15 protein-coding genes are annotated in these 15,893 nt (G+C 68.9%); 8 read left to right on the top strand and 7 right to left on the bottom strand.

The genetic code is table 11. The features are described 5' to 3' along the window. Positions 1–290: 290 nt before the first annotated feature. Together AC07F3_RS01645 and AC07F3_RS01640 are read right to left on the bottom strand one after the other, a co-directional pair. The gene (locus tag AC07F3_RS01645; RefSeq protein ID WP_479109388.1) at positions 291–2,075 is read right to left on the bottom strand and encodes a discoidin domain-containing protein; all 1,785 of its coding nucleotides are present in this window, start codon (positions 2,073–2,075) and stop codon (positions 291–293) included. A gap of 26 nt (positions 2,076–2,101) precedes the next feature. Then, positions 2,102–2,338 carry a hypothetical protein gene (locus AC07F3_RS01640; protein WP_479109386.1) on the bottom strand — a complete coding sequence of 79 codons (237 nt, stop codon included), beginning with the start codon at positions 2,336–2,338 and terminating at the stop codon, positions 2,102–2,104. Between the two features lie 1,282 nt (positions 2,339–3,620). Here AC07F3_RS01640 and AC07F3_RS01635 point away from each other — a divergent pair. From AC07F3_RS01635 to AC07F3_RS01620, 4 genes are all read left to right on the top strand, one after another. Further along, positions 3,621–4,457, top strand: coding sequence for an aldo/keto reductase (locus tag AC07F3_RS01635; protein ID WP_479109385.1), 837 nt, complete (start codon positions 3,621–3,623; stop codon positions 4,455–4,457). 465 nt (positions 4,458–4,922) lie between these two features. Continuing rightward, positions 4,923–6,305, top strand: a complete 1,383-nt coding sequence (locus AC07F3_RS01630; RefSeq protein ID WP_479109383.1) for a S53 family peptidase — start codon at positions 4,923–4,925, stop codon at positions 6,303–6,305. Positions 6,306–6,386: 81 nt separating this feature from the next. Further along, complete coding sequence (locus tag AC07F3_RS01625; RefSeq protein ID WP_479109382.1) at positions 6,387–6,857, top strand: RICIN domain-containing protein; 471 nt, start codon at positions 6,387–6,389, stop codon at positions 6,855–6,857. Positions 6,858–7,094: 237 nt separating this feature from the next. After that, the gene (locus tag AC07F3_RS01620; protein WP_479109380.1) at positions 7,095–7,763 is read left to right on the top strand and encodes a hypothetical protein; all 669 of its coding nucleotides are present in this window, start codon (positions 7,095–7,097) and stop codon (positions 7,761–7,763) included. 129 nt (positions 7,764–7,892) lie between these two features. Here the strand turns inward: AC07F3_RS01620 and AC07F3_RS01615 are convergent, their stop codons facing one another. Next, a complete protein-coding gene (locus AC07F3_RS01615) occupies positions 7,893–8,963 on the bottom strand; it encodes a S1 family peptidase (RefSeq protein WP_479109378.1) in 1,071 nt (356 codons plus the stop codon). A gap of 361 nt (positions 8,964–9,324) precedes the next feature. Beyond that, complete coding sequence (locus tag AC07F3_RS01610) at positions 9,325–10,029, bottom strand: TetR/AcrR family transcriptional regulator C-terminal domain-containing protein (RefSeq protein WP_479110564.1); 705 nt, start codon at positions 10,027–10,029, stop codon at positions 9,325–9,327. A 247-nt stretch (positions 10,030–10,276) separates the two neighbouring features. Here AC07F3_RS01610 and AC07F3_RS01605 point away from each other — a divergent pair, with 247 nt between their 5' ends. Beyond that, positions 10,277–10,597, top strand: coding sequence for a hypothetical protein (locus tag AC07F3_RS01605; RefSeq protein WP_479109377.1), 321 nt, complete (start codon positions 10,277–10,279; stop codon positions 10,595–10,597). A 143-nt stretch (positions 10,598–10,740) separates the two neighbouring features. Here AC07F3_RS01605 and AC07F3_RS01600 read toward each other — a convergent pair whose 3' ends face one another. Further along, positions 10,741–11,685, bottom strand: coding sequence for an AraC family transcriptional regulator (locus AC07F3_RS01600; RefSeq protein ID WP_479109376.1), 945 nt, complete (start codon positions 11,683–11,685; stop codon positions 10,741–10,743). 163 nt (positions 11,686–11,848) lie between these two features. Here AC07F3_RS01600 and AC07F3_RS01595 point away from each other — a divergent pair, with 163 nt between their 5' ends. Further along, a complete protein-coding gene (locus AC07F3_RS01595) occupies positions 11,849–12,673 on the top strand; it encodes an NmrA family NAD(P)-binding protein (RefSeq protein WP_479109375.1) in 825 nt (274 codons plus the stop codon). A gap of 283 nt (positions 12,674–12,956) precedes the next feature. On the opposite strand, the gene AC07F3_RS01590 is transcribed toward AC07F3_RS01595, so the two are convergent. Next, a complete protein-coding gene (locus AC07F3_RS01590; protein ID WP_479109374.1) occupies positions 12,957–13,910 on the bottom strand; it encodes a helix-turn-helix transcriptional regulator in 954 nt (317 codons plus the stop codon). Between the two features lie 63 nt (positions 13,911–13,973). On the opposite strand from AC07F3_RS01590, the gene AC07F3_RS01585 reads away from it, so the two are divergent. Continuing rightward, a complete protein-coding gene (locus AC07F3_RS01585; protein ID WP_479109373.1) occupies positions 13,974–14,432 on the top strand; it encodes a hypothetical protein in 459 nt (152 codons plus the stop codon). Positions 14,433–14,502: 70 nt separating this feature from the next. Here AC07F3_RS01585 and AC07F3_RS01580 read toward each other — a convergent pair whose 3' ends face one another. After that, positions 14,503–14,814, bottom strand: a complete 312-nt coding sequence (locus AC07F3_RS01580) for a 4a-hydroxytetrahydrobiopterin dehydratase (RefSeq protein WP_479109372.1) — start codon at positions 14,812–14,814, stop codon at positions 14,503–14,505. A gap of 80 nt (positions 14,815–14,894) precedes the next feature. Between AC07F3_RS01580 and AC07F3_RS01575 the strand changes: the two genes are divergently transcribed. Further along, positions 14,895–15,893, top strand: coding sequence for an NAD-dependent epimerase/dehydratase family protein (locus AC07F3_RS01575; protein ID WP_479109371.1), 999 nt, complete (start codon positions 14,895–14,897; stop codon positions 15,891–15,893).

Here is a 15,893-nt window from a genome sequence, read left to right as displayed (position 1 = left end):
CACTGCATCGCAGCGCCTGGAACGCCTGTTGTCAATGCCCCGCGTGGGCCCAAATCCCTTTTGCTGTACAGCAGTTACGAAAGACGGGACAGGCTGGACCGGGGTGGCGGCTGGACCGCCACCCCTGCCCCGGCGGCCCTATCGAAGTTTCTGCTCAGCCCCCTTCCGGGAAACCCGAGTTCGGAACTCGGGCGCGGCTGGCATCGGAGGTCAGGATCGCCGAAGCGAGAGCGCTCTCAAGCCCGTTGGAGTCCGTAGTCGCCGACGAGCCGGACGCCGCGGAAGCGCTCTCAAGGACCGGCGGCTACCGCCGAACCCGACGACGCGTAAGCGCTCCCGAGCCACGCTTCGTCGATTCGCAGGCGCTGGTAGCGTGCCGCGTCCGTCGCGGTCGCGTACGTGCTCGTCACCTCCAGGCGGACATGACTGGTGGAGACGGCCGGAATGTCGATGAAGGCAACCCCGCGCGCGCTCGGCAGGGTGCCGGACTTCACCGGGCTCCCCCAGCTCTTGCCGTCGGCACTGACGTACACCCTGTATCCCTTGATCCGCGCCGACTGCTCGGTGTCCGAGCGGGAGTAACTCACCGAATCCTCGCGCTGGTTGATGCCCAGATAGCGGACGGTCTGCGCCGCATCCAGGTTGAAGTCGAGCCGGACAGGGAGGGTCTTGTTGTTGTCCCAGTAGGTGAGGTAGTCGGCATCGGCGGCGGCCGCCGCACCATGGCCACTCGCGGACGCCGAGGCGCTCATCGCATACGCGGACGGGGCGATGACCCCGACTCGCCCCCTCGCCGTCACCTTGAACACGGTGTCGTACGGGTCCCAGTCGGACAGCCCCGTAAGGCTCAGCGTGCCGCCGGACTGGTTGTATCGAATCGCCGCGCCCGTACGGAGGTTGGTGACCGCAGTCACCTGGTAACCGTTGTCCCGCAGCTTGAGGGTGGACGTGCCCGGCGGGGTGATGACGTGGATGTATTGGAGGCTGGGATCGGTCTTGCTGATGGTGGTGACCCCCTGGGCACCGTCGTTCCAGACGCCGGGCTTGAGGCCGCCGTACATGTATCCGCCGCCCTCGACCCCGTGCAGGGACGTCCACATCGGCTCCAGATAGCCATTCGCGAAGTCGTTGAAGGCCGCCTGGTTGGATGGGAACTTCCCGTTCACCTGGGCCGTTTCCGCCATGAGGGCCTTCACCGACGAGCCGGCGTTGGTGATCAGCCTTCCCAGCGTGAGTTTCTTGTCCACAGCCGGGTTGGTGCCGTCGAACCACCAGGCGCCCGTGGACGGCAGCTTGAAGTCGGCCTCGGTCAGGCGCGGCTGCGCGGTATAGAGCGCCTGCGGGTAGTCATACGACGGCGCCATGCCCGTCTTCTGCTCATTGCTGATCATGTCCATGATCGGCGTATCTTCGTTGTTGTTGCTGAGCGTGTAGGCGGGGCGCTTCTGGTAGACCTGCTGGTACAGGTGGTGGCTCAGCCAGTAGTCGTTGTCGTTGTCGATCCAGAAGCCGCCGAGGTCCGGGTAACGGCCCATGACCTCGAAGAAGTTGTCGTAGCTGAACTGCCCGAAGCCGTCGCGGGTGGTCAGGTCGACCTGACTGCCCTTGTATGCCGAGTAGCCCGCCGAGTCGAGCCACTCATGGCCTCCATCGGCGTGCCATTGGGGATCGTCCGTCATGTACAGGATGGTCTTGAGGCCCTTGGCCTTCGCTGCCGCGATCAGCTCTCCGAGGAAGTCACGCTTCGTGGAACAGCTGCCGGGGATCTTGGAGGGCCATGGCCGCGCGTAGCCGAGGCGGCTGTGGAACGTGGCGAGTACGAGGTACTGGGCATGAAGTTTCCCCGCCTCGTCGACCCAGTAGTCGGGGGTCCAGCCGCCGGCCGTGACATCGGTTTCCCAGGCCGAGCAGCTGGTGTGGGCGGGGGCGGTGCGTTCGCCCCAGTGCAGAAACAGCCCGGAGGTGGCGGCGCGCAGGAAATCCTGACGTGGGTTCTGCAGATCGGCACGGGCCGGGGCCCGGAGCGAGAGGGCGCCGAGTATCAGCGCCACCACCAGCAGGAGCCGTGCGACCAAGCGGCCGAGCCTTTCTGAGAGCGCTCTCATGCGGGTCCGTCCAAGTCATCGAGGCCGGGCGCACCCTTGGCGGTGGGGGCGGTCGACCGGGTGGTGGCGCCTGTGGTGAGCGGGATGTCCGGGGTCTCGGCCGCCCAGCGCCGTACGGTCCCGCCGCCGAGGCCGTTCGCCGCGGGCACCGCCTTGTCGACACCCCGGCTGTCATCGGCCGATCCGTACCCCGTGGCCCCGTAGTCCTTGACGTTGAACACGGCCGCACTCACGGCTGGTTGGCGACCGGGCGGGTGAGCCTCCAGAGGGGGCGCTGCGTGTATCGCGGTTTGGATCGGCGGGAACTCAGTGGCCGGGCGCACCAGGACGTGGGGCATGGCTGGCTGGACGAGGGCGAGCGCGGCGGCGGGGTGTGCCAGAGGCAGTAACCCGGCAAGGAACAGCCCGGCGAGGCTGAGCCACCTCTTCGCGCACGGGCGCATGTACGTACCTCCCTGGGCGGGCCGTCAGACAAGTTGACAACCCCGTAGGCGGGTCAGCAGCAGGTAGATGTTCTGGCAACGCCCTGAGGTGTCGCCGAGGTACCGGTAAATACCCCACCTCGACCGGACAACGGTCGGCGAGGAAGATGTCGGCCCGAGTCACCGCCCCGTCAGTGACGATCGTGCCGGCGCTCCGCGGAACCCAGCACACCGATTCCACCGTCTTGTCGCCGACTGTGATCTGGACGTCGCCGTCGGCCCACCTGTCGTGCCGCGGTTCAAGGCTGTCGCGGCCAACGGGGTTCTGCTGCTGGGGAGTTGGAGCTCAATGGTCTGCGCGCGCTCACCCGAAAGCGGCTGCACGACGATGGGCGAGGTTCCGTTGCCGGCCTGCTGCATCTGCATGATGCGGGTGAAGGTGGCGGTCTCCTTCAGCGAGCTCGGGATGAACACTGAGTACGTGACCCTCCAGGTCTGGCCCGGCAGCCAGGGTGAGTGCGCGCCCTCACACAGCCGGGCCACGCAAAGTTCCGCTGCGGTGCCCCGCCACCCGCCGCGATGCCGAGCACCCGCAGCAGCATGGTGCCGCGCCTAACGATCGGTGCGGAAGTAGCGGGTGACTTTGAGAGCGGTCTCGAAGCCCGTGCACGCGGGGGCCGACCGCCCGCGACAGGCGCGACTGTCTCATCCGATGTTTCCTGCATGTCCTTCACTGGTTGCACCAACCTTCCTGAGAGGTGGGTTCAGGAGTGAACGCTGACGGCGTGCACAAGTGCAGTTAGCTGGACAGGCGACCCATGCCGTTCATATGAGTGTCCAGCGTTCAGTCACGTGCCATAGCGTCGCGCCTTGGCGAGGCACGGTCAATGGTTCAGACCGAGAAGGTCGGATCTGTATCGGCCATCAATCCGGCGGCACTGGTCACGAGTTCCTGAGCGGCGAGCCAGGAGAACTACTGAACTGCTGGTCAGGTGCGATCGGGCCGCGATCGGGTGTGCCCGTTGGGAATGCGTCGCTCCGCTCGTTCGTTGACGATGGGAGTACCAACCGACGACGTAAGGATCGACCGCTCGTGAGCAAGGTCCCCTCCATCACCCTCAACAACGGCGTCGAAATGCCGCAGCTCGGCTTCGGGGTCTGGCAGGTGCCGGACGACGAGGCCGCGAAGGCGGTCGCGACGGCTATCGAGTCCGGGTACCGGAGCATCGACACCGCCGCGATCTACGAGAACGAGCGGGGCACCGGCAAGGCCGTCGCCGCCTCCGGGGTCGCCCGCGAAGACCTCTTCGTCACGACGAAGCTCTGGAACTCCGAGCAGGGCTACGACTCGACCCTGCGGGCCTTCGACGCCTCGCTCGACAAGCTCGGCCTCGACTACGTCGACCTGTACCTGATCCACTGGCCGGTGCCGGCCAAGGACGCGTACGTCGACACGTACAAGGCGTTCGAGAAGATCTACGCCGACGGCCGCGCGAAGGCGATCGGCGTGTCCAACTTCCAGCCGGTTCACCTGGAGCGGCTGCTCGGCGAGACCTCGGTGGTGCCGGCCGTCAACCAGATCGAGCTGCACCCTCAGCTCGCGCAGGCGGAGTCGCGTGCGCTGCACGCCAAGCACTCCATCGCGACCGAGGCCTGGTCGCCGCTCGGTCAGGGCCGGGGCCTGCTCGAGGTCCCGACCGTGGTCGCGATCGCCCAGAAGCACGGCCGTACCGCCGCGCAGGTGGTGCTGCGCTGGCACATCCAGATCGGCAACGTCGTGATCCCCAAGTCCGTGACGCCTTCGCGGATCAAGGAGAACATCGACGTCTTCGGCTTCGAGCTCGACGCGGACGACCTGGCCGCTCTCGCCGCGCTGGACGAGGGCAAGCGCCTCGGCCCGAACCCGGCAGAGTTCAACCTCGGCGCCTGATCACACACCCGGTCGGACACGGGCACGTACACGGCTGACATCGCGTGCGGCTACGCGCCATATGTGGGCAGCGCACATGGGGCGACGCCACACGTTGGCCAGGCGTATGGGAACGGCCTGGGGCGAGGCGAGGCCACACCTCGGTGCTGGTGCCATAGGTGTTGCCTTAGGTGTCCTGCGGTGTCACATGTGGCGACGACCTACACGTCTACGCCAACGTACGGAGCGCACACACACGCTGATCACCGTGTGAAGAAGGGGCGCCGCCCGATCGCGTCGGACGGCGCCCCTTTTGTCGTTTCCGGGCACAGGTTGGTCAGGTACCAACCAAGAATGTTCATTCAAGTGCGCCACCCAGGCAAAGCGTTCGACATCAAGCGATAAATCCTCTTGTCCTGCGCATGACCTTCCCGATGGGATCGCGAAGACCGCCTCGCGCGGCTTCACCCCACTCAGGGAGCATTCATGCGCATAGCCCGCCCCCGGACTCGTACCGCAGCAGCGACAGTTGGGGCCACCGCCCTTGCCGCCGCCGCGGTGATAGCCACCCCGCTGTCCGGGTCCGCTACCGCTGCACCTGCCGTCCCGCAGGTAAAGCCCGTTCCGGCCGTCGCCGGACACATGCTCGCCCACTCGACGAGTGGCCCGCTCAGCACCGAGCAGTGCCAGGCCAAGTGGAAGATCGCCTGCTACGGCCCGCTGCAGTACCGCCAGGCGTACAACCTGAACCCGCTCTACAAGGCGGGCATCACCGGCAAGGGCCGCACGATCGTGATCGTGGACTCCTTCGGCTCGCCGACGATCCAGCACGACCTGGACGTGTACAGCAAGCAGTACGGCATTCCCAGCAGCAAGGTCGACGTGGTCAAGTGGGGCAACGTCCCCACGTGGGACCCCAAGAACAAGGACATGACCGGCTGGGCCGGTGAGTCCACCCTCGACGTCGAGATGGCCCACGCCGTGGCCCCCGACGCGAAGATCATTCTGGTCGAGACCGCGGTCGCGGAGACCGAGGGCGTCACCGGCCTGCCCGAGATGATGGATGCCGAGAAGCACCTCATCGACCGTGGCATCGGCGACGTCATCACCCAGAGCTTCGGCGCCACGGAGAACACGTTCCCCGGTTTCGACAAGGGTGACTTCTCCAGCATCAAGAACCTGCGGTACGCGTTCAAGGACGCGGCAGCCCACGGTGTGACCGTGCTCGCCTCCTCCGGTGACGGCGGCGCCACCGACAACACCGCGGACGGCAGCGGCTACTACAAGGAGCGCGTGAACTCCTGGCCCTCGTCCGACCCGCTGGTCACGTCGATCGGCGGCACCCAGCTGCACCTCGACGACAAGGGCAACCGCCTCAGCCCTGAGAGCGTGTACAACGACAACGGATCGGGCGGCGGCGGGCAGTCGCACGTCTTCCAGCGCCCCTCGTTCCAGAACGGCGTGCGCGGCATCGTCGGCAACCGGCGCGGCACCCCGGACATCTCCATGGCGGCCGCGGTCAACGGCGGCGCCTGGGTGTACTCCAGCTACGACCCGACCGCCGTCGGCTGGGACGTGTCCGGCGGTACGAGCGAGGCGAGCCCGCTCTTCTCCGGCATCGTCGCCCTCGCCGACCAGGCCGCCGGCCACCGCCTCGGCAACATCAACGAGGCGCTGTACTCGCTCTACAAGCACGAGGGGTACAAGCCGGCCTCCGGCCTCGTGGACGTCAATGACGGCACGAACAACAGCTACCAGGGCGTCACCGGCTACACGGCGGTGAACGGCTACGACATGGCGACCGGCATCGGCACCATCGACGCGGACCACTTCGTGAAGGCGCTGGCCCGCGAGAGCCGTCACCACTGACGGCACCGCACCACGGCCTGACGGTGCCGCCGCCCGGATTCACGGGGCGGCGGCACCGTCGCGACCGTATCCTTCGGGATCATGAACGACACCCCGAACCCCACCCTGCCCGAAGGACGCTATCTCGTACGCAATGTCGGCAGCGGGCTGCTGCTCGAGGTGCACGGGGGCTCCAAGGGCAGCGGGGCCAATGTGCAGCAGGGCAAGGAGGGCGGTTCCACCGCGCAGCAGTGGCACATCTCCCCCGTGCACAGCGGCGGCGGGCTCTACCACCTGGTGAACGTGAACAGCGGGAAGCGGCTCGACGTCGCCAACGCCTCCACCGAGAACGGTGCCAACGTCCAGCAGTGGAAGGCGAACAACTTCGGCGCCCAGGAGTGGCTCGTGGAGCGGCACTTGGACGTCCCGGGTCGGGTGACCCTGGTCAGTTACATCAGCGGCCTGCTTCTGGAGGTCGCCAACGGCTCGGCCGAGGAAGGCGCGAACGTGCAGCAGGGGGAGGACACCGACTCTCCCGGCCAGTGGTGGGAACTGGAACCCGTGGACGAGTGAGCATGCAGCTCGGTGAGCTGGACGGACGCGTCGCGAGAGCGCTCTCAGCTCCCTCCGGCTTCACAGTCCCCGCCTCACCCGGAAGCGGCCGCGCATGCATGTGCGACGAGGCCCTCAAGGAACCCCGGCCACGAATCGACCGTCAACTCCGATGACATGGCTCCGTGTGCAACGCGGGCGAACGCCGCAAGAAGAGGTACGAGAGTGACTCACGGGAACGGGCCGAACCGGCGGACCATGCTGCTCGGCCTGGCGCTGGCCGCGCCAGTCGTGGCGGCGGGCTGCGGCGGAAGCAACGACAAGAAGTCGGGGGCGAACAGTTCCCTGTCGGCCGCTGCCGTGCCGTCCGACACCGGGCACGACACCACGATCATGATCATCAGGCATGGCGAGAAGCCCTCCTCCGGCGATCCGGGCTTCGACGAGGCTGGTAAGCAGGACAAGAAGTCCCTGACCCGACGGGGCTGGGAGCGCGCTCACGCGTTGCCTCACCTGTTCACCGCGTCCACCACCAGCAGCGGTTCGCCGACCGGTTCAGGAGCAGCCCTTCCTCGCCCCGCAACCATCTACGCTGTGGCAGACCAGGGTCCACATGCCGGTGCGCACCGGATGCGACAGACGGTGACACCGCTCGCCGACGCCCTCCACCTGCGGGTGGACACCGACTTCCCCGAGGGCGGGGAAAAGGAGGTGGCGGCCGCGGCGCTGGCTGCGACGGCACCCGTTCTCATCTGCTGGGAGCACTCCAGGATCCCCCCGATCGTCGAGGCCCTGGGCGCCGCGCATGTGGCCGGGGTCCCCGCGAAGTGGCCCGACCGTTTCGACCTCGTGTGGGTGTTCACGCGCCGGGCCGGCGCTTGGTCCTTCCGGTCGGTGCCGCAGCATCTGCTGTCCGGCGACGCCTAGAGAGCGCTCCCAGCGCCGGCCCTCGGGTTCCCGGCCCCCTGATCCCCGGGTCGTGAACGCGCTACACCCCTTGCCGTTCGCGCGCGGACGGCAAGGGGTGGGTGATCGCAGGGGTTCTCGCAGGTCAGCTCAGCCGATCTGTGCTCCGTAGGCCTGGAGCGCGTCCGGTACGGGCTGGAAGAACGTCTCTCCGCCCGAGCTGCAGTCGCCGCTGCCGCCCGAGGTCAGGCCCAGGGCCGTACCGCCGTCGAAGAGCGAGCCGCCGCTGTCGCCGGGTTCGGCGCAGACGGTGGTGTCGATCAGGCCGTCGACCTGGCCCTCCTCGTACGTCACGGTGGCGTTGAGGCCGGTGACCTGGCCGCCTTGGACGCCGGTGGTGGAGCCGCTGCGCTGGACCTGCTCGCCGACGGTGGCGTCGCCTGCGCCGCTGATCGGCTGGGAGGAGCCGTCGTACAGATCCACCGCGCTCGGGTGGTCGATGTTGCTCGTGTAGCGCACCAGGGCATAGTCATGGCCCGGGAACGTGGAAGCCTCGGTGACGGCGATCTCCGAACCGCCCTGCTGGTCCGACCAGCTGGAGACCGCGTTGCCGCAGTGTCCGGCGGTCAGGAAGTACGGCTGCCCGCCCACCGTCACGTTGAAGCCGAGCGAGCAGCGGGCGCTGCTGCCCCAGATCGCGTCGCCGCCCGCGATGAGCGGCTGGAAACGTCCGGCCGTTCTCTTCAGGGTGACCGTGTCGCCGAGACTGCGCACCACCTTGTCGAGCTGGGCGAGCCGATTGCCGGTGACGGTGCGGTCGGCCTTGACGACCACCTTGTTGCTGACGGGGTCCATCGACCAGGAGGTGCCCGGTATCGACGCCTTACTCTTCAACTCCTGCCTCGATGAGTTCAGTTGGGCCATCGAGTGCTTGACGGTACGGGCTTCGGCGCCCGCCTTGCGGACGCTGTCGGCGGTTGCGGCGTCGACCACGTTCACCACGAGCTTCTTGCTCTGCGCGTCATAGTACGAGCCCGCCGTGCGGCCCGTGAGAGCGGTTTCGATCCGGTGCGCCAGCTGTCCGGCCGATGCGGCGGACTGCGTGGCGGCGGTCGGTGCGGGGGCGGCGTCGGCGCTCTGCATCGTCAGGGTCGCGCCGAGCGCCAGGGCTCCCGCGGCGGCGGTGGCCGCACGTCGGCCTGACATCCATCGCTGCTTCAACTCAAGACCTCCTGTGGGGGGTTGAGCCCGGCAACGGGTGTTTCGCCGGGCCCGTTGGGCGCGATGGCCGGGTCACGCAGCGACCGGGGTCTCCGGCATGCGCCACCGCCCGTGCCACCTCGCCGCGTCGAGTATCCGTACCCTCACGGCCTTCGGACAAGCAGAGAACTCGCTTGATACGTAGGGGAGTTGGGGGCAGTTGAGAGCGAGCAGGGGTGGTGAGCGGAGAAATTCGAGCCGTACGTGAAGGAACAGGGGGTGTTCGTAAGAGGGTTGAGGCGGCGCTGCCAGGAGAGGGCAGTGCGGCAGGATCGCATCGGCGGGGCGACTCCGACGGGGCGGACCCCGGGGCGACTGTGGATCAGTCCTGTGGCAGCTCTCGGTAGCCGGCCAGGATGAAGTCCACGGTGCGGTCGAAGCGTGCGGCGAAGTCGAGACCGGCACGGGTCGTCGTCACCTCGGCGAGCAGGGGAAAGCGCTCCGGGTCCGGTGCAACGTCGTCCAGGTCGGGCGCGTCCGATCCTTCGCCCGGGGTGCGCCCGGCTTCGGCGAGGGTGTGACCGATGACGAACGTGGCGAGGGAGTTGATGACGTCCATCGCCGGGCCCAGCGCGAGACCCGCACCAGTCAGCGCTGCCAGCCACTCCTCCAGCAGATCCAGATCCTCGGCGGAGCTCAGCGAGCGGGTCGCGATGAGCGGCAACACGCCGGGGTGGCAGAGGAGTTCAGTTCGCAAGCCGACTGCAAAGGCCCGGGCCCACTCGGTCCAGTCAGCCGGGGATGCTGCGCCGGCGGCGGCCGGACGCGAGTCAGGATCCGCGACCAAGGCCGAGTCCCCGGCAGCCGACCCGAAGGCAGCGGCCACTCCACCACCACCGGCTCCAGCTCCAGCTCCAGCTCCAGCTCCAGCTCCAGGCGACGATGCGATCGGGGCGCCATGGAGCACCCCGGCGGCAGCCCGCCGTACTACGCGGCCGACGAGCGCGTCGAGCAACTGCCCTTTGCGACCCACGTGGTGATAAAGCGTCATGGCCTCGACCCCGAGTTCGGTGCCGAGCTTGCGCATGGTGAGCGCGGCGATGCCTTCGCGGTCAACGACATCCAGCGCCGCGTCCAGCACCTTGTCGCGACTGAGCCCGGCCTTGGGTCGCGCCCGCCCGTCCGCCATCAGGTCTCCTCCAGCCCCTCTTGACGATTCTTACGTCGTAAGGGCACTCTATCCCTGCCCGCGAAACTTACAACGTAAGAATCGAGCGGCGCCCACGATGCCGCCAGGCATCGCAGGCCTAGGAATCCGCTTCCGGAGGTTCACCATGCTGATCGGCACTTCACTGCGCCGCCTCAATGACGGCGTCGACTACGCCGCGTTCCGCCAGGCCTGGCTGCCCGACGAGATCTTCCCCGGCGACCCGCGCCGGGTGCTGAGCGCTCTCAACCTCGAAGACCCTCAGGAAATCCTGACGTGCGCACTGATAGATGCCGAGCCGACCGACATCCCTGTTTGGATGGATCGCATAGCGGCAAGTGAACAGCGCCGGATGGACCGCCTCGCGGGCCTGGTCGGCCCGCCGCTCGGCGGCGGGGTGTTCCGGGTGGTCGGCAACGACGATCTTTCGCAGCACATCCGCGCCTGAAAGCGCTCTCACGTCTCTTTCCCGGGCTCGGTCGCAGCGCAGCACTCAGGCGGGCATCCAGCAGTCGGCACCCCGGAGCGCTCTCAGGGCCCCGTCAGGTTCCTCGCGAGTCACCGTGGGCGAAGCGCGGGCGGGCGGCACGCTCAGGTGCCCCGCGTGCCCAGAGCCCGGTGCTCCTGTGGGCTGATACCGCGAACCCGTTTGAAGGCGGCGCTCAGCGCGAACGCTCCGCTGTATCCGACCTGCCGGGCGATGGCCTCCACGGTGGCATCCGTCTCGCACAGCCGGTCGGCGGCCAGGGCCAGGCGCCAGCCGGTGAGGTAGGCCATGGGTGGCTCCCCCACCAACTCGGTGAAGCGCCGGGCGAATCCCGCCCGCGACACCCCGCACCGCGCGGCCAGCGAGGCAACCGTCCAGGGGTGCGCGGGAGCGTCCTGCACCAGCCGCAAAGCGAGCCCGACCACCGGATCGCCCATCGCTCGGTACCAGGCGGGCGCGTCCGCACCCGGCCGCGAGAACCATGAGCGCAGCACCGCGATGAGCAACAGATCGAGCAACCGGTCCAGGACGACGCTCTGGCCCGGCTGGTCGCGGGAGATCTCCTCGTCGAGCAGCGGCATGAGCGAGCAGTTCCACTCCTGGGCGGTCAGCAGCAGCACCGGCGGCAGGGCGTCGAGCAGCCGCCCGCTGATTTCGCCCTCCATCAGGTAGGTGCCGACAAGCATGGTGGCCGAGCCGTCCAGGGCGTTGCCCCACGTGCGTACGCCCAGGTCCATGGAGGCCGAGAGCGCTTCCCCGCGCAGGGTGGTGCAGGTCGCGCCGGGGCCGATCCGCGCGAAGGGAGCGAGATCCGGTGCATGGGTGACCGTGTACGGGTCGGGGCCGCGCACGATGACGATGTCCCCGGGAACGATGTGCACCGCGTCGCCGCGATCGGGCACAATCCAGGCCTCCCCCGCAGTCATCGACATGAGGGAGATGGGCGCCCGGTCCTCGACCCGCACGGACCACGGGGGTTCCATCACCATGCGCAACAGGAAAGCCCCTCGGGCGCGCGGTCCGTCGAGCAGTCCGGCGAGTGCGTCCATGGGGCCAGCGTAGAGCGTGCGGAGCGGTCCGGGTCCTGGACGAACGCGTATGAGGATTGGCCCTTGGCGCATGGAGAGCCCACAGCCGCTCGACGACGCTGGACCCATGACGAACAAGAGGCAAATCCCTCAGCTGACAGACGACTTGAAGAGGGCGGACGGCGTGGACGAACGCACGGTGCTGGTGACGACCGGTACGGGAAAGACGGGCCACCGAGTGGTCGAGCGGCTGGCCGCTCGCGGGGTGCCGGTCCGGTCGGGGTCACGGAGCGGGGAGGTCCGCTTCGACTGGGCGGACGACTCGACCTGGGCCGCCGCCCTGCGAGGCACCTCTGCCGCGTACGTCGCCTACTACCCCGACCTCGCCGCACCGGGCGCGGTGGACGCGATGCGCCTCTTCGGCCGGCTCGCGGTGGCGAACGGGGTGCACCGGGTCGTGCTGCTCTCGGGCCGGGGCGAGCCGGAAGCGGCCCTCGCCGAGAGCGCTCTCCGCGAGGCGTACGCGGATCTCACGGTGGTCCGTGCCGCGTTCTTCGCGCAGAACTTCAGCGAGGGCCCGATGGTCGACGGCGTCCTGGCGGGAACGGTGGCCTTCCCGGCCGGTGAAACCGCCGAACCCTGGGTGGACGCCGAGGACTTGGCCGACGTCGTGGTCGCCGCCCTCACCGAGGAAGGCCACCTGGGGCAGACCTACGAACTGACGGGCCCTCGGCTGCTCACGTTCGCGGAGGTCGCGGCCGAGCTCTCCCGCGCGACGGGTCGCGAGATCCACTACGCGCCGGTCTCGGGCTCCGAGTACGCGGAGATGCTCACGCAGTACGGGATGCCCGCGCCCGAGGCGGGGTGGCTCGCCGGGTTGTTCACCACGCTCCTCGACGGCCACAACGCGTCGACGACGGACGGTGTGAAGCGTGTGCTGGGCCGTGAGCCCCGAGACTTCGCGGATTTCGCGAGGAGCGCGGCAGCGGCGGGTGACTGGCAGGTCTGAGCAGGCACGGCGGGGGACGCAGCACGGGGTCGGGGCGAGCGGGGCGGACGGGGGTCGGCCCACCTGCCCCGGCCCCGTCTCGACCGTCGCCTCGGGCCCCTGGTCCGGCGGGTAGCCGCCCCGATGAGAGCGCTCTCGCCGCTGGCAGGCGCCGAGGTCGATCGGATGGGAAGAGGTCGCTGGTGCGGACCCAATGACTACCTCTCTGAGTCTGCCCCAGCGGCAGGGACCCCTGGGCAGACCTAGGCGAAATGCCCCTCACACCCAGCGGCGTCACTCGGCGTCACTCGGCGTACAACAGTGCCAACTTACGTACGGTACCGCTGAGTTGGGCACGCAGCTCGGCTGGTGCAAGCACCTCGATCTCCGCTCCGAGTTCCAGGAAGGCGCGGTGGGCGTGGTCCAGGGACTCGACGGGCAGGACGGCGCGGATCCAGCCGTCGGGTTCCTCGGTACCGGTCTCGGCGAGGGCGCGGGCGGCGACCCCGGTGAGCTGTTCGGCGCCGCGCGGTGAGAGGCGCACCAGCGCCTCGTCCTGGTACAGCCGAGCGTGGAAGTCGTCCTGCGCCCGCTGCCAGTGGGAGGCCAGGTCGAATCCTTCGCGTATTGCGAACTCCTCGCCGCTGAACGCGAGTTGGAGGATCTGATCGACCCGGTACGTGCGCGGTCCGGGCCCGGCCACGACGTACCAGCGGCCCGCCTTCAGGACCAGGCCGTACGGCTCCAGACGGCGGTCGACCTCGGTCGGCTCCTTCCAGCGGCGATAGCGGACCTGAAGGACGGCGCCGCGCCACACGGCGTCGGCGACCTGCTCCAGGAACGGCACCGGGTCGGCGTCCGCGTACCAGCCGGGGGCATCGAGGTGGAAGCGCGACCGGATGCGGTCGGCGTGGGTGCGCAGTTCGGCCGGGAGCGCGGCGCGCACCTTCAGCTGGGCGGCGGCGAGGACCGGGCCGAGCCCCAGGGCGGCTGCCGGACCAGGCAGTCCGGACAGGAACAGTGCCTCGGCCTCGTCGCTGGTGAGGCCGGTGAGGCGGGTCCGGTAGCCGTCGACCAGTTGGTACCCGCCCGCGTGTCCCGCGTCGCCGTACAGGGGCACGCCGGCGGCCGCCAGCGCCTCGGTGTCGCGGTAGACGGTGCGGACGGACACCTCCAGCTCGGCGGCGAGCTGGGCGGCGGTCAGCCGCCCCCGGTTCTGGAGGAGGAGCAAGAGGGAGACCAGTCGGCTGGCGCGCATGGCGCCAGTCTGCCCGAATCCACTGACAGTGGATGTCAGTGGAGCGCTCCTACGGTCCTGCCCATGAACGATTTCGACTTTCTCGTAGGCAGCTGGGACGTCCACAACCGCCGGCTGCTCGACCACCTCGATCCCGACAGCGGCTGGGAGGAGTTCCCGGGACGCACGCGGGGCTCCGTGCACTTCGCGGGCGGTGCCCACTTCGACGAGATCGCGTTCCCGGGCAAGGGGGTCTCGGGTCTGACCCTGCGGCTCTACGACCGTGACGCCGGTGAATGGTCCCTGAACTGGGCCAGCAGCCGCACCGGCCGACTCGATCCGCCGGTGCGGGGCCGCTTCGGCCCCGACGGGACCGGCGAGTTCTTCGGCGACGACACGTACGACGGCAAGGACGTGAAGGTCCGTTTCCGCTGGTCGGGGATCAGCGCCACGACCGCCCGCTGGGAGCAGTCGTTCTCCGCGGACGGCGGCGACACCTGGGTGCTCAACTGGATCATGGAGATGACGCGGGCGGCGCAGTAGGCGGACCCGGCGAGAGCGCTCTCAGCCTGTGAGCGCTCTCGGCACGTCCGCCGCACGGGCGGGCGTCAGGTCATGCGGCGCCGTGGGTCGGGGCGATCTCCTCGACCCGGTGGGCGAGTTGGAAGTCCAGGTCGGTCAGTGCGCCGCCCGCGTCATGGGTGCTCACGGACAGGGCGATCGTGTTGTAGCCGAGGGTGAGGTCGGAGTGGTGATTGAGCTCCTCCTGGATCTGGGCGACGTGGACGACCATGGCGGTCGCGGCGAAGTGGTTGGCGAGGCGGTAGTCGCGGGAGATCCGGTCGCGGTCCTGCGACAGCGACCATCCCGGCAGCTCACGCAGCCGGTCCTCGATGTCCTTCTGCGACAGCGGCTCAACAGGCATGTCGGAATACTCCTTACGGGGTGGTGACATGGCGGGGTGGAACGGTGACGCGGAGCTTCCACATCCGTAGCGTCTCCTCTATGCGTGTACTTGTCACGGGAGGCGCGGGCTTCATCGGCTCGCACATTGTCACAGCCCTTGCCGCACACGGCCATGAGCCGCTCGTCCTGGACCGGGCGGTCCGGCCGGGGGACGACGTCCGCGATCCGGACGTCGTGGCAGCGGCGCTGCACGGCGTGGACGCGGTGTGCCACCAGGCGGCGATGGTGGGGCTCGGCACCGGTTTCGCCGACGCGCCCGCGTATGTGAGCTGCAACGACCTCGGCACCGCGGTCCTCCTGACCGCGATGGCCGACGCGGGGGTGCGCGAGCTGGTGCTGGCGGGATCCATGGTGGTCTACGGGGAGGGCCGCTACGAGTGTGCCGAGCACGGGGCCGTACGCCCCGGGCCACGGCCGGTCGAGTGGCTCGATGCGGGCCGCTTCGAGCCTCAATGCCCCAACTGCCAGGCCGAGTTGAGTCCCGGCCTGGTCGCGGAGGATGCGCCGGTCGACCCGCGCAACGTCTATGCCACCACCAAACTGGCGCAGGAGCACCTGGCCGCCGCCTGGGCCCGGGCGACCGGAGGACGGGCGGTGTCGCTGCGCTACCACAACGTGTACGGGCCGGGGATGCCACGCGACACGCCCTATGCGGGGGTGGCCTCGTTCTTCCGCTCGTCCCTGGCGCGCGGCGAGGCGCCACGGGTCTTCGAGGACGGCCGCCAGCGTCGGGACTTCGTGCACGTACGGGACGTGGCGGCGGCGAACGTCGTGGCGCTGGAAGCGCTCTCACATCGCCAACCGGGCGCGCTCACCGCGTTCAACACGGGCAGCGGGACCCCTCACACCGTGGGTGAGATGGCCCGCGCGCTCGCGTCGGCGCACGGCGGCCCCAATCCGGTGGTGACGGGCGAGTACCGGCTCGGCGACGTACGGCACATCACGGCGGACTCGGCACGTCTGCGCGGCGAGCTGGGCTGGAAACCGGCTGTCGGTTTCGACGAGGGGATGGCGGAGTTCGCCTCGGCGGAGGGGTAG

Source organism: Streptomyces sp. NPDC045846, assembly GCF_056431605.1.
Note: the sequence above shows the minus strand (reverse complement) of the source record. Positions and strands in the feature narration are given on the sequence as shown.